The sequence below is a fragment of the Sphingobacterium sp. JUb56 genome (genome assembly GCF_014191365.1).
In the GTDB taxonomy this organism is placed as follows: Bacteria; Bacteroidota; Bacteroidia; order Sphingobacteriales; family Sphingobacteriaceae; genus Sphingobacterium; species Sphingobacterium anhuiense.
In genome coordinates this window covers 103,822-128,152 of sequence record NZ_JACHWL010000001.1, presented here as the reverse complement: position 1 = coordinate 128,152, position 24,331 = coordinate 103,822, and the positions used below count along the sequence as shown (strand labels likewise).

Genomic DNA, 24,331 nt, shown 5'->3' with positions numbered 1-24,331 from the left:
AATAATCCGAACCGCCCCATGGAACTTAATCATATTCTGGGGCTTTTTTTTAAAAAAAGATGCCCAGATCGTACAATGTATCGTTTCATAGCAGAATATCTAAGAGCCGCATTGTGTAATACAAGCAAAATTATCTATGTTTGGTCTACTAAATCTACCATAAGTACATTCGTCATATGGCTTAGAATCAAAAAATAGCTTGCAATATGAAAAGACTTTACATTTGTTTCCTTACTGCTTTATTATGCTTTTCAGCCGTCCTTCAGCTCCCGGCTCAGGAGACAGATTCAGTTAATACAAAAGAACTTGGACTGAGCTCCCTATTAAATGGGATCAGGCAGCAACAGATTAACGACTCTTTAGAACGTGTTAAGCTTCAAAATGAAATCACAAATCTAAAGACACAAAATAGCGCAAAGAAAGAAGACCTAAAACAACAGCTCACTAACTTTGATGAAGAAAATATCATCCGAAATCAGCAGTTAAAAATAAAAGTTGATTCAATCAAAAAAAACACCAAACGTTATGCTGTCGCTCCATTTAACGATACGCTGTTTTACATATACAATAAACTCGGTTCATCTTTAGCAAAAGACCGAGCTGACAATGTCGTCACCCGCATTCAAAACTTATACGAAGATGATTTCGTAAAGGTCGATTCCTTCAAAATTGAAAACAATGAAATCAGTTCAGACATTGTATATAAAGATCTCATTATCACTTCAGTTACTGAGTTAGACGCACTACTTGAAGGAAAAAGTAAAGAAGAAATCGCAAAACAATATCTAAAAAGTATTCAGGAAACCATTAACCGAGAAAAAGAAGAAAACAGTATTTCAAAATTATTGATCCGCATCGGGCTTATCGCGCTCATCTTTATTGTTTTTTACTTATTGATACTATTGATCAATAAAATTAAAGATTACAGTGTGCAGCGGATCATGACCGAACGCACACAGCTGATCAAAGATGTTAAAATCAAGAATTATGTTTTAGTCAGTTCCGTTCAAAAAACCCGCATCCTGATTAATAGCATCAACATGTTACGCTGGGCACTTATCATATTAATGGCCTTTATCATGTTGCCTATTGTATTCAGTGTCTTCCCCTTTACACAAAGTTGGGCCAATAGTTTGATCGGCCTATTTACCAAACCTCTAAAAAAGGCATTTTTAGCGATCTGGGATTATATTCCCAACCTCATCACGGTATTTGTTATCCTATTTGTCATGCGTTATGCCGTCCGATTGGTAAAATACATCTTTACGGAGATTGACAAAGGAAAACTAGAAGTGAATGGTTTCCATCGTGAATTTGCGATGCCGACATTTACCATTGTCCGCTTTCTATTGCAAGCATTTACACTCGTCCTGATATTCCCTTATCTACCAGGATCTAACTCGGATATTTTCAAAGGTATATCCGTATTTATTGGGGTGCTATTTTCATTAGGTTCATCTTCAGCAATATCCAACATTATTGCAGGTCTTGTGATTACCTATATGCGGCCTTTCCGAATCGGAGACCGCATCACGATAGCTGATAAAACTGGCGTCGTGATTGAAAAATCACCGCTTGTAACAAGACTGAGGACCATTAAAAATGAGGAGATAACCATCCCTAATTCATCTATCTTGTCAGGTAACACCGTGAACTATTCCACCTTTTCAGATCAGGGAATTTGTTTTCAGGTCGAATTAACAGTAGGCTATGAAGAACCTTGGGAACGCATCCATGAAATGCTCTTAAACATACCTCCGCGGGTAGCACGGGTCAATACCACGCCAGCACCTTTTGTCTTACAGAAGAAACTAGATGACTTTTATGTCCTCTATGAACTAAATGTCTACATTTCGCAGTCTGCTGAAATCGCACTGGCACAGTCCGAGATCTTTCAGTTGATTCTGAACGATTTTCTAGCCGCAGGCATTGAAATGAATGCCCCTCATATTTTCGCTAAAGTGGACCATACTCCACAATATAAAGCAGGAATAGATCACATCTAAAAGTACGTCAAAACACGTTAATTACACCAAAAAATTGCGACCAACTCGGAGAAACCGAGTTGGTCGCAATTAATATCTATTTTGAGCTTAAGCTTCTATTTGTTACCCTTATCTGCTGCAGGCAAATAAGCAAGTACGTCAAAAACGGTATCCCTAAATACAAAACTTCCAACTTTTGTAATACCCATTTTTTCATGAGCACGTAAAGATGGTATGTTGTCTTTTCTAATAAATAAAATCCCTTCTCGATTTGGCACCTGCTTTATAAGTTCGCTGAACATCAATTGTGCCACCCCTTTTCCGCGCAGATCCTTATTTACACAAATTGGACCATACACGTACGAATCTAAAGCGCCACTGTAAGCACTAAACATAGCATCAAGAATCGGTACAGGATGCTCTTTATAGACCATTTTAGATGTAGATAATAAATATCCAACAACTTGATCGTCCGAGATAGCCACTACTTGAGGCATATCTTGCATCATGGCTACAATTTGCTCCCGTCCAAGTTCACCTGACAATGTACCACCCTGTGCAGGCTGGTTTTCAAATTGTAACGCAAGTATTCCATCCAGATCCGCTCCGGATGCGATTTTAATTTTAATATCCGCTTTCATCTTATAAAAATGACTACACCTATTCTAACAGACAACCTACTTATATCGTCGCAAAAGTATAACCAAATCCTCTTACTCAAATATTGAATCCCCTACATCAAATACTTCTAGCATGTACTAGTCAATGACGAGCAAAATATGGGAAACAAATAGAAATAAGCATAAAGGACTAAAGAAATAAGTATCTTTCTTAGCAAAAACAGATTTTCGAAATCTTTTACTAATGCCAACATATTTAAAATCCCCTATAAATCGAAGTAGAAATATAACGGCAATAGTCCACATACCATAAACAACATAGGAGGGTGCTATTGGTACCTGAACAAGACCATCAAAAACCATATTGAGCACCGCAAACAGGAACAACCCAACAGCGACGATAAAGGTTCCAAACCGACTGGGGGTAAAAACTCTCTTCCCATTTAACTTTGTCGGAATCGTGGCCGCAATTCCGAACTGCCCATTGCATACCCAATACAGATGCATCGCGGCAAGAAACAAGAAAACAACAATATTTATTTTTGAAAGTATAAACTCCATTCGTTTATTTTTTTATTTTAATTCAATAATAAGGATACTTAAAACAAGATCAAAGATTCTTCATCCGAATCTCCAGTTAATTCAGGTAATACGACAGCTTTCTGACAATCGTTCAGATAAGTTACCTTTCTTGGGTACTTCGTCATATAGGCATTGATCAGTTGCATCATGTAGTGATTGCCGGGATATCGCTGTAAACTAGAACGGATATCTTCCATCGACTCGAATTGCACGTATTCATCCAGATAACCCATGGCATAAAAATTACCCTGCTCTACCCAGACATAACTTTTCTCCTCTGGTGTTCTTCCTTTATCAACGATTACAAAGGTAGGTTGCTGCTCCAAAAGATGATCGACAGCCAATTCCACTTGCGCATTATGTTTTTCAACTTCCGGCAAATCCGGTTCATCAGGAAAACACCTACTTGCATAAGGTATTTCTGTAGCACCAAATGTACACATACGATGATCGAGCTCAAAATTAACCATCAACTGCCGCAAGACCTGTACCCCATCATATTCCAGATTAAATACCTGAATACATTGACAGTGCTTTTTCAATTTACCGACCGCAAGATACAGATAGCCATTCTGTGCTTCATATTTAAACAAACCAAATTTAGGCTCAAAACGTTTCAATGCACGATTATAGGCCGGCCATAGTTTCTTTATTTCTGTACATTCCAGTAATAGCGCCATGAGTTCCGTCGCGCACACCTCAAATGTGATATGATAGATCTCCCTTAAAAAATGCTGTCGTTGTTTATTGATATTGTGCCCCGTAAAATGAGATGCAACACGCTTCTTCAGGTTTATAGCTTTTCCAACATAGATAACCTTTCCGTATTGGTTCATAAAATAATAGACGCCCGGATGCTGCGGTAAGGCTTCAAAATCCTCTGGTGCCAAATTAGGCGGAAGTCGTTGATCCGGAGCCGCTTTCTTCAGCATTTCGTCCACCACACCTTCATTATCCCACTCCAGTAAACAAGAAAACAATATGGCCGTTGCTTCTGCATCTCCGCCGGCACGATGACGATTTGAAATAGGAATAGCTAAACTGTCGCAAAGCTTTCCTAAACTGTAAGATCGAAAACCCGGTTTTATTTTACGGCTCAGTCGTACTGTACATAGTTTTCGTGCCGTCCATCTATAGCCCTGTTCTTCCAGTTGATGACGAATAAATGAATAATCAAAGTTGACATTATGAGCAACAAAAATACGCCCATCCAGCATATCGAAAACCTTTTGCGCGATATCACCAAATACAGGCGCATCTGCCACCAGCTCGTTATCAATCCCCGTCAGTGCAAAAATAGCCAATGGAATATGCTGTTCCGGATTAATCAACGATTCCCATCGATCAATGACTTTCTCTCCGTCATGAATCACAATCGCAATTTCTGTCATACGGCTACCCCGGGCATTTCCACCCGTAGTTTCAATATCCACGATGGCATACGTTATGTTTTTCAACTTGTTCACCTCAATCAATTTAACAAAGTTTGCAACTCATTATTCTATATACTACAGGAACTAACTAACTTCCGATCAACTTTGCGTAATTTTTCTATTTACAAAAATAAATCCAAATCGTCAGCTGTCACGATAATGCCCTACAAATAATCAATATTTTACACTACATTTGTTTCCAATAGAAACAATTCAATGTTTCTAATAATAGCAAATGGAAAATAAAGAACCAAAAATATTTTTTACCAATAACCTAAAGTTCCTCCGGGAGCGTAAAAAAGTCAGTCAGGCAGTACTCTCCGAAGCCATCAATGTAACACGGGTAAAACTTGCACTTATTGAAATTGGCAAAACAAAAGCCATGGAACCACATTTTATGTTATCCATCTCCAATTATTTTAAGATCAGTTTAGATACCTTAATGACCGTTGACATCAGTAAGCTAGGTGAGTTAAAGATTCGCGATCTGGAAGCTGGGAACGATATTTATATCAAAGGCGGAAATCTTAGAGTTCTGGCCATCAGTGTTGACAAATCCGATCAGGAACATGTTGACTATGTGCCCATAAAAGGACGAGCTGGCTATGTATCTGGAGGGTATGCTGATCCGGACTATATTTCAGAGCTACCGAAATATCATATTCCCAATCTTTCTAAGCACCGAACCTATCGTACCTTTCCTGTAGTTGGAGACTCCATGTTGCCCTTTCCTCAAAATATGGATATAACAGGAAAATTTATTGAAGACTGGAGCCAAATAAAACCCGAATCACTCGCGCTTGTAGTCTTAAAGGGGCAGGATATTATATTCAAAGCCATCACACTGCTTCAAGACGGAATGTTACAGTGTCGTTCTTTAAATCCTATTTACGAATTGTATACCGTTCCACTTGAAGAAATTTTAGAAATATGGGAGTTTCATAGTTACCATACAACAGAATTGCCCGAAACAACAGCAACTATTGCAACTGTACTCCAAAGTTTAGATGACATAAAAAAAATGATTATTCAGAAATCCTAATCCAAGGTCTGCACCCCGCCCCCATTTACAAACAGTACCTGTCCACTTGTCCAACTGGAAATCGGAGCCGCAAAATAAAGCACCGCACCAGCAATATCTTCTGGTTCCCCCAAGCGTTGCAAGGGCGTATGATTCAGCATACTGCGTTCTATTTCCGGCGTTAATACTGTACCCAGTGCATGTGTTCGAACCGCTCCAGGACCCACCGCATTCACGCGGATTTCCGGTCCGTAATCGAATGCCAAATTTTTAGTCATATGATTTACCGCAGCCTTAGAAGAAGCGTAAGCACTAATTGCAGGACTGGTATTTATAGAAGCCATAGATGACATGTTGATTATGCTCCCATAACCTGCCGATTTCATATGGGGCGCTACCAATTGACATAGCCGCCACATACTAAAAACATTCATTTCAAATACCTTGGCAAATTGTGAAACAGCGATCTGATCAGGACTTTCTTTCCCTGCTCCACCTCCACCCACATTATTTACTAAAATATGTATTCCACCATACTTTGAAACGGCAGCATCCACCAGATTAACCAACGCTTCATCCTTCGTTACATCACATTCAATTGCAAGTGCATTTCCACCATCTTGATTAATTTCAGATGCTGTTTGCTGCGCTGCAGAAAAGTTATAATCGGCGACCACGACATACGCGCCATAAGCAGCCAGCATCTGGCAACAAGCCCTGCCTATACCTGCTGCTCCGCCAGTAATAACAGCCGTTTTACCGCTTAAATCAAATAATTTAGAAATATCCATGCCTGTTCTGTTGTAATCAATAATAAAAGCAAACAAGAACCTTCAAGACATCATTGCTCGCAATTTCTAAACAAACAAGGAGCATAATAGTTTCTCTAAAAACAAATCACATATCTTACAAACCTATTCAAGTGCATACACAGCGCCATCTGCAGAACTAAAATACAATGATTGACCATCAATCCAGACCGTAGAAAAAATACTGCCCATCTGCAGGTATCCCGTAAACAATTTATGGATATCATGTGCATATTTTTCATCCAGTCCAGTTCGTAACTTATCTTTTTCATCAAAAAAATTTGACCGGTTCAGTTTACTGGATGCCGTTTGAAAAACACTTGAAACCGTACCTTTCGAAAGATCTAACTTATAAAGCACACCATCTAATGCACCAAAATAAGCAGCAGAATCTGTGATCGAAGCACTGCTAAACGTATTTAATGGAATCCGTGGTTCATAAAGTTTCCCTCCATAAACCTTATCCAAAGCGAGCACACTATAAGAATCCGACATAGTCAGCAGCAGCTGTTTTCCAGCAAGACTAGGTACACTGATCCAGCTTCCGGGCTGATGGTAAACCCAATGTCCAGTACCATCTTTAATTTTTAAAGCATAGCTATTAAAATCCCGGGCTCCAAAATAAACAGAACTATCCGCCGCAACAGCATGAAACTGCACCTCTCCCTTCGGAAAATAGTGCTCACCAATCGTTTTAAATTTCCAACGTAAATCACCATTTTTCTCTAAACAGTAAAAATAACCATCAAAACTACCGATCAAGATTTCATGGGCTGTCACAGTAGGCGAAGCATGTACAATACCTGCTGTTTTATATTTCCAGATTTCTTTTCCATTTTTGGCATCAAGCGCATAAATATGTCCATCTCCAGATCCAAAATACACGATTCCCGATTCTACAGCTGCCGAAGATTGAAAATAATCCCAGATATCATAAGTCTTTTCACCTTCCGTTTTAAAAGTCCACAATTGCTTTCCGGTATGCACATCTAGCGCATAAAAATGACCATCAGCACTTAAAAAATAAACAACCTGTTGATCCACCGCCGCAGTAGCCCGTACCTCTCCACCTGTCTTATATTTCCAAAGTACGCTTCCATCAGCTTTATTTAAAGCATAAAGATTACTGTCACAGGATCCAATAATAATTTTGTCGGCATATAAAACGGGAGAAGAATAAACCTGACCTTCGGTTTGAAAACGCCACTTCACCTGAGGCCGTTCCTGAATCAAGGCACCGGAAGTATAATTGTGACGATCGGCCGTTCTAGCCAACTGTTGCGCGTATAAATTCATTTCTAAAAAAAAGAAAGCAAGCACAAAACAGTAAAAATATTTTTTAAAATAAGGCATACAGATTCCAGCGTTTTAAAATGGATCAATTATTTATTAGGTTCTAATATCGCATCAATAGAGCATCGATACCAATCAAAGATATCAAAATTAACCTTAAAAAAAAGACATCCTTTCCTGAAGAAAGGATGTCTCTCAAAAACTTTCAGAACCTGCGGATTACAGAAGCTAAAACAGTATACCACTTAAGATAAAACCGACAAAAATAGTAACGGCGATTGCAACCAGACCCGGAATCATAAAACTATGGTTAACGACAAATTTTCCAATTTTCGTACTTCCCGTTCGATCAAAATCTATTGCAGCGAGCAATGTCGGGTAACCAGGAAGCAGAAAATCACCATTTACAGCTGGAAACATCGCTAATAAATGTGGACTTGTAATACCCAGTGCCAAACCCATTGGCATAATTGTCCTTGTTGTGGCTGCCTGACTAAAAGTCAAAGCACCCATCAAAAATAAAGCAATCGCAAAAGTCCAGGGATATACCGTTACAATATCCTTAAAAGTATGTTCAATAACTGCCTCATTCGCCAGCATAAAAGTAGCACTCATCCATACCACACCCAACACCGAAACAACAGCCGTCGCCATCGATGTAAATAAACTCATCTTAGCGACTTTTACAGCAGAAGTTTTTGTTATCAGCATGATAAATGCTGAAGCCGACAAGGTGATCATAATGATCAAACTGGTCAGATTGATCGTTCCATTTGCATTTACACTGAAACTAGGACCTCCACCCACATGAGGAACAAAAGCAGGAAAAGCGCCAAAAAATATAATCAGCAGAATTGCAAATCCAAATATCGCAACCGCAATTTTAGCCCCTGGCTCAGGTTGGTATTGGGTAGTCCCATTTTCCATCTGACTAGGATCCATCGATCTCGCAAATTCCGGATCCTTCATTTTCTCCAGAAATATCGGATCTTTATCCAGTTCCAATCCCTTCTTTCGTACCGCTAATATACTGGCAAATATACCACAGAGTGCCGCTGGAATACATATTTTCATGATATCGATAGAAGCCGAAGAATAAGCCAGTATAGCAACTAAAGAGGCACTTGCAGCACTCATCGGGCTGCCCGTAATGGCTAAATGCGAAGCAATGACCGATACCGAAAGCGGTCTCTCCGGACGAATACGCTGTTTGGCCGAAACCTCTGCAATAATGGGCAAAAGCGAGTAAACAATATGAGCCGTGCCTGCAAACAAGCAAAGAAAATAGGTCGTAAATGGCGCAATAAAGGTGATCTGACTCGGATTCTTACGGATTATACGTTCCGCTATACTCACCAGATAATCCAAACCACCTGCGGCCTGAAGAGTCGCTGCCGTCGTTACAATAGCAAGGATAATCAGTAAGACCGATATGGGCGGATCCGCCGGTGTCATTTTAAAAAACAGCACAAAGATAAACAGTCCGATCATTCCCATGACACCCAGACCGATTCCTTTCATACGTGATCCGATTAAGATCATCGCCAACAGAATCACAAATTGCACAAATATCATTTCGATATAAATTTAGGATGAATCAAATTTTCGATCGAATAAATCTCATCCCACTTCGCCTGCGTAATCAACTTACGCTCCATGACCACAATTTCGTGAATAGATTTACCCGTTTTTAAAGCTTCTTTTGCTATAGAGGCAGATTCTTCATATCCTAAGATCGGATTCAATTGTGTTACGATCCCGATGCTCTGCATCACCAGATTTTTACTATGTTCAACATTTGCGGTAATACCGACGATACATTTATCTTTCAAGGTACCACAAGCTTTGGTCAGGTACTGCAAGGAAGTAAACAAAGCCATGCCAATGACAGGTTCCATTACATTCAGTTGCAACTGACCAGCTTCTGCCGCCATCGTAATTGTAAGATCCGCACCGATAACATAAAAACAGGTCTGGTTGACCACCTCAGGAATAACCGGATTAACCTTTCCTGGCATAATCGAAGAACCCGGTTGCATAGCCGGTAAATTTATTTCATTTAGACCGCAACGAGGGCCGCTGCTCAACAGACGAAGATCATTACAGATCTTACTCAATTTTATTGCATTACGCTTCAGCGTTCCGCTCAGCTGGACCAAAGCTCCAGTATCGTAAGTCGCCTCGATCAGATCGGCGGCAAGCGTAACGGGAACCTGGCTTATTTCGGCTAGGTATTTTACACATAACTGTGCATATCCCTCAGGCGCATTCACGCCGGTACCGATTGCTGTAGCTCCCATGTTCACCTCTGTAATTAACTGCGAAGCCTCCCGAATACGCAGCACATCTTCGCCCAGCGTGGTTGCAAAAGCATTAAACTCCTGTCCCAAAGTCATTGGCACTGCGTCCTGCAACTGCGTACGCCCCATTTTTAAAATGCCGTCAAATTCCTTCCCTTTATTAAAAAATGCGCCTTGCAGATCCTCCAAAGCGTGGGAGAAAGCCCCAATTTTAAGATAAACTGCAATTCGAAAAGCAGAAGGATAAGCATCGTTTGTACTCTGCGACAAGTTAACATCGTTATTCGGGTGCAAATATTTATATTCTCCTTTTTGGTGCCCCAGATATTCAAGTCCCAGGTTGGCAATCACTTCATTGGCATTCATGTTACAAGAAGTACCAGCACCGCCCTGAATCAGATCGCTGATAAACTGATCCGTAAACTCACCCGCGATCAAACGGTCGCAAGCATACGCGATCGCTTCGGCTTTCTTTGCATCCAGAATACCCAGATCCCTATTCGCCAATGCCGCCGCTTTTTTCACAAAACCAAATGCCTTTATAAAAAGAGGCTCACTACCGATCGGAATTCCAGTAATATCAAAATTTTCCTTCGCGCGTAACGTCTGTACACCGTAATAGCAGTCGTTGCTAATTTCTTTTTCACCTAAAAAATCGTGTTCAATTCGAGAAGATGTCATAATATTAATTATTTAAAATGATAATCGTTTATAATGCTATTAATAACGCAAGAAATAACCTTGCAATGTTTCTTTATCATGTGTATTTAACAAGCCCAGCATCAGCAAAATCCGGGCTTTCTGTGGATTTAGATCATCGGATACCAACGTTCCTAATTCATCATCATTCACTTCTCCATCTTCGACAACCCGCCCCGATACACATCTGCTTCCACGACACACCATAATGCCTGTTTTTACAGCCTGTTTGACCTGTTCAGTAAAAGCTTTCGAAAAATTTCCATTCCCTACACCAGCGATGACAATACCCGCGGCCTTTTCTTTTACCAGCAGGTTGAGGTAAGCTGGTGAAGCATCGGCATACATGTATGCAATTTCAACCTTTGGAAAGACCGTATTAGCATCTATTTTAAAAGGAGCCAAAGGTTTCACCTGACGGTCTGAAGATTTGTAGAATTCCACTTTTCCGTCAAAAACCTGACCGATTGCACCACTATTAGGTGAACCAAATGCATTGACCTTTGTCGTACTCAATTTGGTCACATCCCTTGAACTAAAAATGGATTCATTAAAAGATACCAGCACCCCTCTGCCCTTGCTTTTCGCATCAGCCGCCAAGGTTATGGCATCAAATAAATTCTTAGGGCCATCAGCACTGATAGCGGTAGAGGCACGCATAGCGCCAGTCAAAACAACAGGACTATCGTAAGCCACCACCAGATCCAGAAAATAAGCCGTTTCCTCCTGCGTATCAGTACCGTGTGTAATCACAATTCCGTCGGCTTCCTTTTTACTGAAAATCTCATTAATGCGAACCGCTAACTTTTTCCAGATATCCAAACTCATATCCTGGCTGCCAACAGAAGAAATCTGTTCACCGCTCACCTCCGCGATTTCGTTGATCGATGGAATACTCCCGATCAAATCAGATACCGGAATCTTTCCTGCAGTATACCCTGCACGATTTGCCGAAGCCCCCTGTCCAGCTATGGTTCCACCCGTGGCCAATATGATGATCTTAGGCTTTTGTCCATAGGCCAACTGCAGAAACAGCAGCAGGGTTAGAGATATCAGTAGTCTTTTCATTGTATTATAATTTGATTGGTTAAAAATTAAATAGCATTCCAAAATTCATCCGCATTGCATTTTTCCCTTTTGTAAGCCCTTCATCAAATTCCAGCTGTTTATAACCGAACTGCGGTTCTAATCCCAGCATCAGATTTTCTAGAACATTGTATGAAAGATTTAAGGTAAACTGATAATTATTCATTTTATTCCAAGGACTTAGCGTATTTTCTCCGCCCGAAAAATGATTATAGGAAGTCATAAGCATCGTATGGAATTTAGGTGTCCAAAAGCGCTGATACGATATAAATCCCGCAGTTACATCCAATAAATTGAGCAGCCCGGGCTGTTCTTCATGAGCGAAGCCATCCAGTCCCGAACCTCCGATAGCCAAAAAATAATCAGCGATACCCCGACCCATATTCCATTGTGCCTGCAGGTTGTTGACCAATCCTGATTTTTTATTAAAAAAAATACTGGCCATCCCTGTCAGCCCCCAGCCATTGGCTGTCCTGTACCTGTAGTCCGTATCCCCAGTTAATACTTCTTTCGAATCGTAAGCAATATTGCGGTAAACCCCTGCTACCTTCAAGAAGCTTCCTCCATCGTAATCATAGCGCAGTGCACCGATGACGTCAGGAATTCGTCGCGGTGCATAATCTACCCCACGATCTGTATTGATGGTATAATCATACAATCTGCGGGGTTCCATTTGCTCTATCGCAAGTTCATAACCAGCACCGCCCTTTTCCGTAAATTTGTTTTTATAATTCAATTGGATGCGGCGACTCAGAACCATCCCGGTAGGACCATCCCAGTCCAGCAAACTTGCCGGCCACAGATCCGGATCTCCAAAGGTGGACCAATTCTGTCCCAAAGTAAAGTGATCATACTTAATCCAGGCATGGCGCAGTCTGAACAGTGAAGTCCGGTTAGGTCCCCCCTCGAAATCACCTTCCAACATCGCACTGATCTCCTTGCCATTCTTCAGCTGCGTCGTGGAAGCAAAACGTATTTGACTCTGGCGCATATCAACCCAGAATGCCGGTCTATCACGGCCATAAACATCATTTTCGTGGATTAAAAAAGAACTGTTACCATGCAGGTTACCCTTGATATCGTAGATTCCGTTTAATTTCAAACGGCCGATTAAGAAAGAGGTCATTTTAGGTTTCCCATTCAGCGAATCCTTTGTCTCATAACGTATGAGTTGCGCACAAAGGGGTTGCACAAACAGTAAACAACAAGACATTAATATTGCTAATCGGTATTTAGTAGTAATTGGTATATTCATAAAGACTCTAATCTAAGCCAACAGTAAGTAACCAGTATCCTTTACTCTCAGTTAAACCAATGCCTTCGTTAAAATGTTTTGCAAATTTTCAAATAAACCACAACACACTTAAAAACAATTAATTACCACCAGTAATCATAAATACAATTTATTTAGATCATATTTCAGTTAATTCTAACCTAATTCAACCACACCGTATTTTATATATTTTCTTAAGACACAAGTCTAACAGGAAAATTATTAAAAAAAGATAGCAAGACAACTTTATAAAGAATATTGCTATCCCCATCTATGCCATATCATTGTCAACAAACACATTAAAAAGCCCTATTTTTTAAATTGCACACAACTTAATTGCAAATAATATTTATATTTGTACCGCAAACAAAATTGACATGAAAGATCTTTTAAAGTTGGACAATCAGCTCTGTTTTCCCCTCTATGCACTGAGCCGGGAAATCATTCAGCGCTACCGCCCTCATCTCGATGAGATCGGACTGACCTATCCACAGTACCTGGTATTGATGGTTCTTTGGGAAAAAGACCAACAGACCGTCAATCAGATCGGTCATAAACTGTTTTTAGATAGCGGTACACTGACACCGTTACTAAAACGTCTCGAACAAAAACATCTGCTCGTGCGAAAACGGAGTACGGTTGATGAGCGGGTTGTCGAAATCTTCCTGACAACAGCTGGAAAAGACCTGAAAAAAGAGGCCAAGTGCATACCGCAGAAGTTAATAGAAGAACTGGAGATCAGTGCTGAAGAGATTGAAATTATGCGCAACATTGCTAATAAAATATTAAAAAGTAAAATAGTAACAGAAGTATAACCTTGATATCAGGAGTATCTGACAATTGAAAACACCTAAAAGAACAAATCTTTTAATATCAAAATTGCACGCTCCGTTATCAACATATCATTAAAATTAAAACAATGGCATTAATTGAAGATTTACAGTGGCGCCATGCTACAAAAGCATACGATCCCACAAAAAAAGTAAGTAAAGAAGACATCGAAAAAATTGTAGAAGCGGCACGCTTAGCGCCCACTTCTTCAGGATTGCAACCTTTTAGAATCATCGTTGTCGAAAGTCAAGAAGTACGCGAAAGATTAGTTGCTGGAGCTTTAAATCCAGAGTGTATGCGCGACTGTTCTCATTTGTTGGTATTCGCTGCATGGGACAAGTATACCGAAGAACGCATCGATACCATCTACAACCGTACAACAGAAGAGCGTGAATTGCCTGAAGGACGATTCAATAGTTATACAGATATGATCAAAAAGCTATACGCTTCTCAGACTGAAGAACAGCATTTTGTACATACCGCAAAACAATCTTATATTGGTTTAGGGCTGGCATTGGCACAGGCAGCGGAATTGCGTGTTGACACTACTCCTGCTGAAGGCTTTAACAATCAGATTGTAGATGAAGTACTTGACTTAGCAAGCTTAGGTTTAAAAAGCGTATCATTAATGTACGTGGGCTACCGTGATGCTGAAAAAGATTGGTTAGCACCAATGAAGAAAGTAAGAAATCCGATGGAAGAATTTGCTATCTACAAATAATAAAAAGCAGGATTAGTAAAATAATACCATATCCTGCAATCTATTGGCTAATAATAAAGAAAGGGTTATGTTTTACACATAGCCCTTTTCTGTATAGAAACATTGCCATGCTAAGGCAGTCTCGGTCTCAATATGATGGAGAAAGATGTATAAAGGTGATTATTGGCACAAGATTAGTATAAAATTGCTATCATTTCAATGCGTAACTTTGGTACAGAAAAGAAACATCTTTTTAGCTTTGGCGGTAAGTACCAGAAATATTATATTAGGATCAAGAATGGAAAAACAAGTAAATGCGAACGAATTTGTCGAACGGTTTATGTCCGGCAGTCTGGAACATCTAAAATACATGCAATCGTCAGTCAAAATATTTCGATTGAGCGAAATTGCGCCCTATATTAAATTTCCGACACCACCTATTTTTCTGGGTTACAATTTACTTGTTCATATAACCGAAGGCTATTTTAAACACCAGATCGGCCCCAAAGAATACGTGGTTCAGGCGCCGGCGATCCTCATGAGTAACTATGGTAATATATCGGTGATCAGATCGGTTGATAAATCAGCCAAAGGACATTGTATTCTGGTCAATGATGCAGCCATGACCTCCATTTTCAGAGAGCAGGAAATTTTAAATATTTTTACCATATCACCGCTTCACAATCTCTCTGCAGCAGATGATCACGATCTGCACCAGCTATTTAGATTGCTTTACAAAGAGTTGCATACGGCATCTCCGTATAAAGAACTATTTGAAAGCTTGCTTAAATCAGCACTATTAAAAATCATCAAGCTTTCCAACACCAACAACATGCTCAACCGCAGTCAGGAGATTGCGATGATGTTTAAACAACTTGTGCACAAAAATTACCTGAAACAGAAGGAAATCGGCTTCTATGCAGATAAATTAGCCGTATCGCCCAATTATCTCAATAGATGTGTCTCCGCTGTTTTTAAAAAATCATCAAAGGAACTTATTCTGGAAGTTCTGGTTATGCACAGCCAGCTCCTGCTATTCGAATCCACAAAAAGCATTGCCGACATATGTTATGAATTGGATTTCTCCGATCCGTCCTATTTCTCACGCATCTTTAAGAAAATTGTAGGCATGTCACCAACCTCTTATCGAAATAAAGCCAGGTAGTTTCGTGCCACACATGCACGATTTGTCCTAATCTTTATACTAAATAAAACAAAGAGATTGCGTTTTTAGGTTTATTTTTGTACAAAGCGATGGTGAATATGCAATCACTTTTATAAAACTCATGTTAAACCAGAAAAAAATGTATTTTTTGATAACAAGTTTTTTGTTACCTTACTTCAGTACTCACTTCTCATCAGAGAAGTTAGGAGACGCTGAGCAAGAATGGTATCTGCATAAGCCCCTTCGTTATTGTTCATCATTTAATCCTACATTTTAAGATGCTTAACTTTTTAGAACAATCAACCATGACGCAAGATTTTGATATTTACATTTCCTCATTTAAGGAAAGATTATCCAGCTTATTTAATCAGGAATATGACTATAATAACCTTAGTCTATCGCGCGATTTACCGCCTGATTTTTTAAGCAAAATCATGGACATGACACCGCTTGCGGTTGCTATTCCAGAAAGCCATGGTGGTCGTGGAGTACATGTTAAAGAGTGTCTGGGAGTACTAGCAGCCGCTTCGTACGAATCGTTATCGCTGTCCCTTATTTTCGGAATCAACATTGCCCTTTTTCTAGAACCATTAGCGAAGTATGGTAATATCACCGTTCAGGAAAAAGTATTCAAACAGTTTTTGGAAAACCAGGCAATGGGTGGCTTGATGATCACAGAGCCTGACTTTGGCAGCGATGCGCTCAATATGCGTACTTCTTATGAGCAGGTAGGAGATCATTACAGCATACAGGGCCAGAAACATTGGCAAGGTCTTACAGGAGCAGCCGATTACTGGTTGGTGACTGCACGTAAAAGAAATGAAAACGGCGATCTGACCCGTGATATTGATTTCTTTTTAACGGAAGACGCAGCCGCAGAACAAAAAATTGAAGTTGAAAGACGTTACAACAGTCTTGGTCTATATGCTATTCCTTACGGAATCAATAATATTGACATCAAAGTACCCGCAGCACAGCGATTGGTTCCAGAAAGTACCGGTATAAAATTAATGCTGGATACACTGCACCGTAGCAGACTGCAGTTTCCGGGTATGGGTATGGGCTTTATCAAGCGTATGCTGGATGAAGCGATGCAACATTGTCATGAAAGACGTGTTACAGGCATCCGCCTTAATGAAATGGACTCCGTTAAATTTCAGTTATCACGTCTACAGGCAGCCTTTACCCTATGTTCGGCAATGTGTGCATACAGCACCACAGTAAGCTCAATCAGCAATGACTTATCTAGTCATGGTGTAGATGCCAATAGTGTAAAAGCATTCGTGACAGATCTGATGCAGGAAGCATCACAGATATGCTTGCAATTGTCAGGAGCAAATGGATACCGCTTAGACCATATTGCCGGCAGAGGTGTTGTAGACAGTAGACCATTTCAGATTTTTGAAGGATCTAATGAAATGTTATATACACAGATTGCTGAAGCAATTGCCAAACTGATGCGCAAAAGCAAAGAAAATAATCTTCTGGCATTCTTAAAACAATATAAAGGGACAGAACTTGCTGCACCATTCTTCAGTGAAATTCTTAATTTCAATCTTCCAGATCAGCCAAAACAACGCGAAATGATGACTTTGGGAAGAATGATCGCACGCGTTGTTTGTTATCAATATGTATTGTTGATCAACAATGCAGGGTTTAACGATAAGATGACCGAAATAACACGTCAGCATATCAAGATGGACCTGGGGATGTTTGCTGGTCAGTTGCATAGCAACAACACAGCAGACCCGTTAATGGATTATGAAGAAAATGCGGACTGGATGAAATTCGCATCATTATAATGAATTAGGACTTGCAGTTTCAAAGCATATAGAAAAGACACATCGTCGTACGATGTGTCTTTTCTGTTTAGGACTGATTTTAATCGGTTCATCATCGCAACATAGTCAAACTTCCCTCCCCCCAATGAGCATGTAACCAAATGAATAAGCATAGTGGAATTCATTTTTTAAAAAAATATTTTAAAAAAAAATATGGCCCTATTGGCTTTAAAAACAATAAATAATGCAGAAATGTCATAAAATCTTAATTTTACGGGAAACCGTAAAATCCCGTTATTAGGAATTTTAACTTTGTATCATTCACATTAAAGGTAGGTGCGAATTTTTATTTACAACGTTTGCAGTTGCATGCAGTTTATCCCTAAAATGCTGTATCGACTGCAAACAAATTGATTACTTAGTAATTTTTAAGAAATGGTTAGCGTACAGGTCCTACGTTAACCATTTTTTATTTAAAATAAAATTCTTAATGGGGTTTATTGCTATGATTTACCTAAATTTAAACATAATATAAGGAGCAGCTGTTTCTTTGTTATGAAATAATTTAAAAATTCCATTTATGTTGAAGAAAATCATTCTAGCAAGCTTATTCACATGCAGTATTCCGATTCTTGCATTTTCCCAATCACATGAATTGCGGGTAGGTATTACTTCAGGTTCTTCCAATTTTACAGGACCAGGAAGCGATTCTAGATCATTCCTGAACGGTTCTAGCCCACAGGACTATTATACCAACAATCCTTTTGGAGTAAAGTATGGTATTAACCTGGGCGGAGCGATCAACTACCGCTACGTATTTAGCAACAATTTCTTACTGGGTGTAGAGGGTGCATTTGAACGTTTACAGACTAAAATATATCTTCAAAGCTTAGAAAACACGAACAACATCATAGGCATGACCAAGCTGAACCAGCAGTTTTTAAATTTTAATCCTTTCATTGGCTATCGTTTTTCATTTGAACCTATTACTTTGGATATGCAACTGGGCGTTGATATCGCCAACACGCTTCAGATAAAAGAAAAAGGAAGTATTGAAGACAATAAAGGCAATGAAACCGAATTTGAAAAAGACAGAGGCAAGGATCTCATGAAAATGGATCTTAGACCCCGCCTACAGTTCAACGTCAATTATGACCGTTATACGGTATTTGCGGGTTACGCCTGGGGTACTAAAAACTATAAAGGGGAGATGGATGGCGCGTCCTCATCAGATGCGACCCGTTTAAATGTCTTTCGTTTAGGGTTGCAGTTTCAACTCTTAAGACCTTCTTTACAATAATAAAAAGTACGTGCTAAATAGACAGGGATTCGCTTTCTGAAAATAAATTCAGAAGCCCTGTATAACGGGTTCGGCAAGGATAGAATATCGGTTTATTTAAATTAAACCGATATCTTTTGAATAAGCAATAAGCTGTTCATTCTTCGAAAATTCTAGCACCTCTTTCATCAGGTTCAATCTTTTCTCAACACTGCTCAGTCCGGATGGCTTTATCTGTTGCTGCTGCAAATGATGTGGAATATCCTTCTGCAGGATCCCTTTTGCCAATAGGGCAATGATATGAATATCGAGCGTAGTAAATTCATGTGAATTCTTTTCCCGGATAGACTGTTTAATTTCAGGGGACTGATAAAGTTTATCCTGGTGTGCGGCCTGTAAAGCCTCTTTCAGGTATTGCGCATCTCGTCTTGCTTTACGCACATAACCATCAATGGCTCTGCTTTTAAAAAGTTCATCTATAACAGCAGTCCGACTTTCCGCTGATAACACAATGATTTTCAACTGAGATTGAATCTCTTTAACTGCCTGAATAAGTGCCAAACCTCCAGATAAACGTTGCGGATTATGATCTTCTTCGAAAGTCAGATCGGTAATCAACAGATCGTAAGGCTCACCGTCCCGCTGTGCATTTTTAACCCAGGTAAATGCATCATCACAATAATAGACATATTTTGCTGTCTGGATCCCCAGCTCCTGAAGTGTTTTCTGAACCGAAATATTGGCAATTTCATGATCTTCGGCTATAAGTACTTTTTTAAACATATAATAAGATCTTTTTAAAAAATAGGGATGGACACTTCAACCTTTAGCCCTTTCCCTGCATTATTGACAAAGGTAATCTTACCATCCAAATTAGAAATACGGTTTCCCGTACTGGTAAGACCATTACCTTTTACCTGCGATTCGGGCATTCCTACACCATTATCACTGTAAAAGATACGCAATAGCCCAGGAGACCAGTCAAAACGGATCACCACATCGGTTGCTTGGCTATGCTTGCGCATATTAACCATCAGTTCCTGTAGCACATGATGAACTTCATGCTTGATATGTGCCGTAACCCCCTCCCATTGCTCAGCATCATTTCCGGCAATAATGACCTTTCTATTTTCAGTCACAAAAGATTTCAAAAGTTCAGCAACTTGTTTCTGACAATCTGGCTCTGCATCTGGCGTTATGTCGGTTTCGTAAGAAATATCACGAGATTTCTCATACATCATTTCCAGACGGTCGAGGATCCCTTCCCGGTCAATATCTTCCCTGTTCTCGATTTCGGTCATGACGCGGTAAAGGCCATTGGCTACCACATCGTGAATCTTACGTGAGATAGTAAGCTGATTGGCTTTGATTCTATTTTGTGCCTCAAACTGCATACGTTCTTTGCGTCTCTTATACCATAAAGTACCGCCTACAATAACCGTAACACATAATAAGGAAACGCAGAATGTCCAGATTCGCTGCCTAACGATATTAAATTCTTTCTCCGCATTATCCTTCTGCAAGCTCAGGTTATCTGCCTTATTTTTTTCCACCTCATAGCGAATCATAGTAAACTGATTTTTTGCAACGAGACGTGCTTCCTGAATACTATCGTTCAGAACATTATAAATTTTAAAATAATATTTTGAGGAGTCACTTGGGCTCAATTGTATCAATGTTTTCAGTGCTTTAATTTGATCGTCTGGACTAGCAATTTTTTTAGCAATATCATAACGTTTTTTAGCATAAAACAAAGCTGAATCAGGTTTTTGATCTTCATAATATTCTGTTATATGCAGGAAACTAGAATTTTGCCCACGAAGATCATGCTCTTGTTGCCTAATTTTTAATGCTTTTTGGTAGTCATTTATTGCAGGGTAAGTTGGATCCTGCTTCCATTTCACTCTTGTCAGATTGGACAGCACACGCGCATATTCAACCGCATTTTTATGTGTACCACCGATGATACCATCATATATCTCACGAGCTTTTTTATAATCCCTATTATAAAGATAGGCATTCGCTAAATTATTCCGGTAGATCAGTGTATTTTGCGCATCGTCAGAATATTTAATTGCTAATTCATAGAAGAGAATAGCCTTTGGATAATCATAAAGTTCATCTGTAGAAAGTCCAAGAGCATTGAAATTCATACTCAGAAAACTATGATGTTCAGGTTTATTTTCATCCAGAAAAGGAACAGCCTGCAAAGCTGTTTCCTGAGATCCAAAATAGTCTCCCTGCTCCTTTTGGGTAATCGCCATATTGATTAAACACTTGGCTACTTGCAGACTATCTCCTTTTTCCAAAAAGATCTGTTTTGCCGCATTAAAATAGAAGAAAGAACTATCTGCTTTCCCCATTTCGAGATACTCGAATGCCTTATCATAAGCCGGATTATCAATAGGAATTTCCTTTTGAATAACTGCTTGTTGACAGGAATAAAAAAAGACAATAAGTATGTATAAGCTAAAGCGTTTCAATAAGGAACTTATTTTGTTCGAATTTATCGAAATTTTACTGGAAAAACAACCAGACGCTTAAAAACAAAATAAGGCAACCTTGTGTTGCCTTATTTTAACTGATATTTATTTATCCTTATTTACCAGGACGAACAGGACCAGTATTTCCTTCATTGTCCACATCCTGCACAGAGGATAATGCTTGAGGGTGATTTGTATCTGTATTGGAAGGATTGCCAAATAAAAGTGCTAAAATGAAATACCACATTTTTCAAAAAATTAAAAGTCAAAAACCTGGTAGTCCCGCGGGCCTCATGCCCGGGGTTACTACAATGTTTTCAGAAGGCCTTCTGAATTTTTTGGGAAGTGAGTGAGCTTCAATCGCGGGAACCAATAACTGCTTCCCAAACCGGTTAAAAACGACCGCGATATCCACTCCTTATGAAATCTTTTCGTCGCTTTCCTAGAAAGAACTAGTCGATTGATCAACTGATTTCAAATCAAAATTAACGCAGATAAAAAGCTAAACATCAAAGGATTCCGATCTTTCCAACCTTTCCGTTATTATTCCAGAAATTCCGATAGAATTCCGAAAATTCCAGTGCAAAAAAGTGCGTAAAGAGTCCATTATTTTACGGTTTTCCGTAAAATCGGGTGCTAGGGTTACTTTAATTTTGGGACAATGTTTGAGTTTGAAGAATTTAAAAAAGAGGTGATAAGTAACTTTAGGGAGTTGCTTTCCCAACATGAGTTAGATCTAAAACTTGAGAATCCCACACCCGGGAATCTAAGAGATTTGAGTTTAAAATTATTTGCAAATGGACTATCGAAAGAAGATACACAGGTATTTCAGGATTTTTTTAATCCGATCAAACGATATGATGATCTGGAGACCAGCATCCGTCGATTTCCGTTAGATAAACTGAAACCGCTTAAAAATTTTATAACGGCTAAAACGAGCAATCCCGACGAAAACATCGTCAAACTACTGGCCATACTCACACAGTTTGGTCCAAGACCATTCCATAAATGGCGGGAATTGCGCCATTTAAAAAAGCGAACACCTGAATTTTGCGATCCTGATGATCATGAAAAAACGATCGTACCTGAAGCAAGTACAACAGCAATTGGTCACGAGAGTCAAGAACAGGAAAATCACATAGCGGAAGAGGAAATACTCGAAAATGAAGAGGTGGAAATAGCTTCTGCGGATAATTCGAGCGATGGGGAGGTTATCTTAAAAAATAAAGACAAAAAAAAAGGGAGGCTTTCCCGCGAGGAAACCCCCAGGGAAAAACCGCCCTCAAAAAGAACGTCTATGAAAGTGCATGTTACTTTCTCTAATTTTCAGTTGAAGCAACTGATTTATTTTATGGGTATGATCGCTGGTCTGTTCTTCCTGTATGCTGTATCCCATTTCTTGATCGCAAAACAACGGATGTGCTTGATCGAGGTACAATATGTTTCTGGAAATGATACAACGCAACAGCCATATTCAGAAATTATTACACTAGATCCTGATCATCCAAATTATATCAAAATAAAAACAAATCCTGATACCTTAACAGAAAAAACAATCTACCCCGTACAGATCTCTAAAACAAATAATCATGTTGAATTTTCAACTGCCCCAGACGCATCAGCTTTACAGGATCTCAAATTATTAAAGGATCCCAATCATTATATCATACTGCTCTACCCGGGAGAATTTTCCGTCGGAGAAAGCATGAGACGGGGACCGTAAAATAATTTTTATTTACCTTTTACCGTCAACCTATAAGCGATTAACATAAATGGAATTGTCCCTACCATGACAATTGATGTAGCCAATAGTGCATCTTTTGAAAAAACAGAAACGATGGCACTCGCTATAAAACAGATTCCTAGCTGAATTGCATTTTGTAAGCCCGCGGCTTTACCCAGATTATTTGGAAAAACACGTAGTGCCTGAGCAACTACAATCGGGTAACATGCACCATTTGCTAATGCCATACCGCAGAACGGGATCAGTAATAATGTCAATGTAGGTGTCGTCATCACACTCATAGCATATATCGCTAGAAGAGAAACGGAATATAAAATCAGTAAAACCGGCATCAGTTTTTTGGTCTCAATACGGTTTGCCAGCGCACGATAGCCATATCCGCCCAGCATAAATGCAATGGTCTGCGGAACAAAGCTCAATCCGATCTGACTTTCGTCGTACCCCAGTTCTTTGAGAAAAAATGGAGAGCCCGTTAACCAGGCAAAAAATGAACCCGAGCAAAACGCATAGATGAGCACATTGCCCACATACACGTTGGATTTTAAAAGTGAAAAATAGGACTGTTTCGTTTTTTCACCTGCTTTTGTATCAACTGGAGTATCCAACTTTTGCTTGCGCATTAAAGTGAAGGTATACAGCATCAGGAGCACGGCGATACCAGCTAGGGTGATAAAGATGGATCTCCATCCAAAATGTTGCAACAGATATACACCCAGCAAAGGAGCCAGAGCCGGAGATAAAGCCACCATCGGCATGATGGTCGCGAAAATTTTATTGGTCTGCGATGCCGGATAGTATTCTACGACCAGAGCCTGCCAGCTTACCGCCGCTGCACAGACACCGATTGCCTGCAGTAAACGTAAAATAAGCAACCATAACACATCGTTGGTAAAAAAAATACACACAGAAGCCAGTGTAAACAATGACAGTCCAATAAGGATTGTTTTGGGCTTCCCGATCTTATCAGCTATTGGCCCCCAGACCAGCTGTGCAAGAGCATAACCAGCTAAAAATAAACTTAAACTCGCGCTGATACTACTCTTATCTGTCGAAAGATCCACACGCATCATATCAAATGCCGGCAGATACATATCCGTTGCCAAAAAACCAATAATACTCAGTCCAACCAAGTAAATCAAAAACAAAAAACTATTCTTTTTCCTATCCAACATATCGTTTTCACTAAATTTCTGCAAAGGTAACAATTTTAATGGAACGCTTACCCAAAGATGCTCAATGTTTAATTT

Annotated in this window: 21 protein-coding genes; 8 read left to right on the top strand and 13 right to left on the bottom strand. The window is 39.6% G+C overall.

What is annotated here, in order from left to right:
• The first annotated feature begins 206 nt into the window (after positions 1-206).
• The gene (locus FHR29_RS00485) at positions 207-2,006 is read left to right on the top strand and encodes a mechanosensitive ion channel family protein (protein ID WP_132770425.1); all 1,800 of its coding nucleotides are present in this window, start codon (positions 207-209) and stop codon (positions 2,004-2,006) included.
• A gap of 95 nt (positions 2,007-2,101) precedes the next feature.
• On the opposite strand, the gene FHR29_RS00480 is transcribed toward FHR29_RS00485, so the two are convergent.
• The 3 genes from FHR29_RS00480 to FHR29_RS00470 all read right to left on the bottom strand — a co-directional run bounded on the left by FHR29_RS00480 (position 2,102) and on the right by FHR29_RS00470 (position 4,653).
• Positions 2,102-2,626, bottom strand: a complete 525-nt coding sequence (locus FHR29_RS00480; RefSeq protein WP_183911789.1) for a GNAT family N-acetyltransferase — start codon at positions 2,624-2,626, stop codon at positions 2,102-2,104.
• A 117-nt stretch (positions 2,627-2,743) separates the two neighbouring features.
• Positions 2,744-3,166 carry a DUF3995 domain-containing protein gene (locus FHR29_RS00475; protein WP_132841817.1) on the bottom strand — a complete coding sequence of 141 codons (423 nt, stop codon included), beginning with the start codon at positions 3,164-3,166 and terminating at the stop codon, positions 2,744-2,746.
• A 38-nt stretch (positions 3,167-3,204) separates the two neighbouring features.
• Entirely contained in the window at positions 3,205-4,653 is a 1,449-nt protein-coding gene (locus tag FHR29_RS00470) for an exonuclease domain-containing protein (protein ID WP_311732288.1), read from the bottom strand.
• Between the two features lie 202 nt (positions 4,654-4,855).
• Between FHR29_RS00470 and FHR29_RS00465 the strand changes: the two genes are divergently transcribed.
• On the top strand, positions 4,856-5,662 hold the full coding sequence (locus tag FHR29_RS00465) for a helix-turn-helix domain-containing protein (RefSeq protein WP_183911788.1): 807 nt from the start codon (positions 4,856-4,858) through the stop codon (positions 5,660-5,662).
• On the opposite strand, the gene FHR29_RS00460 is transcribed toward FHR29_RS00465, so the two are convergent.
• The 6 genes from FHR29_RS00460 to FHR29_RS00435 all read right to left on the bottom strand — a co-directional run bounded on the left by FHR29_RS00460 (position 5,659) and on the right by FHR29_RS00435 (position 13,083).
• Entirely contained in the window at positions 5,659-6,432 is a 774-nt protein-coding gene (locus tag FHR29_RS00460) for a glucose 1-dehydrogenase (RefSeq protein WP_183911787.1), read from the bottom strand. The genes FHR29_RS00465 and FHR29_RS00460 overlap by 4 nt on opposite strands.
• A 123-nt stretch (positions 6,433-6,555) precedes the next feature.
• Entirely contained in the window at positions 6,556-7,746 is a 1,191-nt protein-coding gene (locus FHR29_RS00455) for a PQQ-like beta-propeller repeat protein (RefSeq protein WP_183911786.1), read from the bottom strand.
• Between the two features lie 225 nt (positions 7,747-7,971).
• Complete coding sequence (locus FHR29_RS00450) at positions 7,972-9,318, bottom strand: anaerobic C4-dicarboxylate transporter family protein (RefSeq protein WP_183911785.1); 1,347 nt, start codon at positions 9,316-9,318, stop codon at positions 7,972-7,974.
• Positions 9,315-10,727, bottom strand: coding sequence for an aspartate ammonia-lyase (gene aspA / locus FHR29_RS00445; RefSeq protein ID WP_380921841.1), 1,413 nt, complete (start codon positions 10,725-10,727; stop codon positions 9,315-9,317). The genes FHR29_RS00450 and aspA overlap by 4 nt, the downstream gene beginning before the upstream one ends.
• Before the next feature lie 36 nt (positions 10,728-10,763).
• Positions 10,764-11,810 carry a type II asparaginase gene (locus FHR29_RS00440; RefSeq protein ID WP_132846082.1) on the bottom strand — a complete coding sequence of 349 codons (1,047 nt, stop codon included), beginning with the start codon at positions 11,808-11,810 and terminating at the stop codon, positions 10,764-10,766.
• A 19-nt stretch (positions 11,811-11,829) separates the two neighbouring features.
• Positions 11,830-13,083, bottom strand: coding sequence for a hypothetical protein (locus FHR29_RS00435; RefSeq protein WP_183911784.1), 1,254 nt, complete (start codon positions 13,081-13,083; stop codon positions 11,830-11,832).
• Between the two features lie 395 nt (positions 13,084-13,478).
• On the opposite strand from FHR29_RS00435, the gene FHR29_RS00430 reads away from it, so the two are divergent.
• From FHR29_RS00430 to FHR29_RS00410, 5 genes are all read left to right on the top strand, one after another.
• Positions 13,479-13,916 (top strand): MarR family winged helix-turn-helix transcriptional regulator, encoded by a 438-nt coding sequence (locus FHR29_RS00430; protein ID WP_183911783.1) that lies wholly within the window; start codon positions 13,479-13,481, stop codon positions 13,914-13,916.
• A gap of 104 nt (positions 13,917-14,020) precedes the next feature.
• Positions 14,021-14,653 (top strand): NAD(P)H-dependent oxidoreductase, encoded by a 633-nt coding sequence (locus tag FHR29_RS00425; protein WP_132846078.1) that lies wholly within the window; start codon positions 14,021-14,023, stop codon positions 14,651-14,653.
• Between the two features lie 277 nt (positions 14,654-14,930).
• Entirely contained in the window at positions 14,931-15,797 is an 867-nt protein-coding gene (locus tag FHR29_RS00420) for an AraC family transcriptional regulator (protein WP_183911782.1), read from the top strand.
• A gap of 305 nt (positions 15,798-16,102) precedes the next feature.
• A complete protein-coding gene (locus FHR29_RS00415) occupies positions 16,103-17,599 on the top strand; it encodes an acyl-CoA dehydrogenase family protein (protein WP_183911781.1) in 1,497 nt (498 codons plus the stop codon).
• A 559-nt stretch (positions 17,600-18,158) separates the two neighbouring features.
• Positions 18,159-18,878 (top strand): outer membrane beta-barrel protein, encoded by a 720-nt coding sequence (locus tag FHR29_RS00410; protein WP_183911780.1) that lies wholly within the window; start codon positions 18,159-18,161, stop codon positions 18,876-18,878.
• Positions 18,879-18,974: 96 nt separating this feature from the next.
• On the opposite strand, the gene FHR29_RS00405 is transcribed toward FHR29_RS00410, so the two are convergent.
• The 3 genes from FHR29_RS00405 to FHR29_RS26510 form a co-directional block, all read right to left on the bottom strand.
• On the bottom strand, positions 18,975-19,640 hold the full coding sequence (locus FHR29_RS00405) for a response regulator (RefSeq protein WP_183911779.1): 666 nt from the start codon (positions 19,638-19,640) through the stop codon (positions 18,975-18,977).
• Positions 19,641-19,654: 14 nt separating this feature from the next.
• The gene (locus FHR29_RS00400; RefSeq protein ID WP_183911778.1) at positions 19,655-21,340 is read right to left on the bottom strand and encodes a tetratricopeptide repeat-containing sensor histidine kinase; all 1,686 of its coding nucleotides are present in this window, start codon (positions 21,338-21,340) and stop codon (positions 19,655-19,657) included.
• 115 nt (positions 21,341-21,455) lie between these two features.
• Positions 21,456-21,587 (bottom strand): hypothetical protein, encoded by a 132-nt coding sequence (locus FHR29_RS26510; protein WP_021188240.1) that lies wholly within the window; start codon positions 21,585-21,587, stop codon positions 21,456-21,458.
• A gap of 414 nt (positions 21,588-22,001) precedes the next feature.
• On the opposite strand from FHR29_RS26510, the gene FHR29_RS00395 reads away from it, so the two are divergent.
• Positions 22,002-23,063 (top strand): hypothetical protein, encoded by a 1,062-nt coding sequence (locus tag FHR29_RS00395; protein WP_183911777.1) that lies wholly within the window; start codon positions 22,002-22,004, stop codon positions 23,061-23,063.
• Between the two features lie 8 nt (positions 23,064-23,071).
• Here the strand turns inward: FHR29_RS00395 and punC are convergent, their stop codons facing one another.
• On the bottom strand, positions 23,072-24,280 hold the full coding sequence (gene punC, locus FHR29_RS00390) for a purine nucleoside transporter PunC (protein WP_221197768.1): 1,209 nt from the start codon (positions 24,278-24,280) through the stop codon (positions 23,072-23,074).
• Positions 24,281-24,331 lie beyond the last annotated feature (51 nt).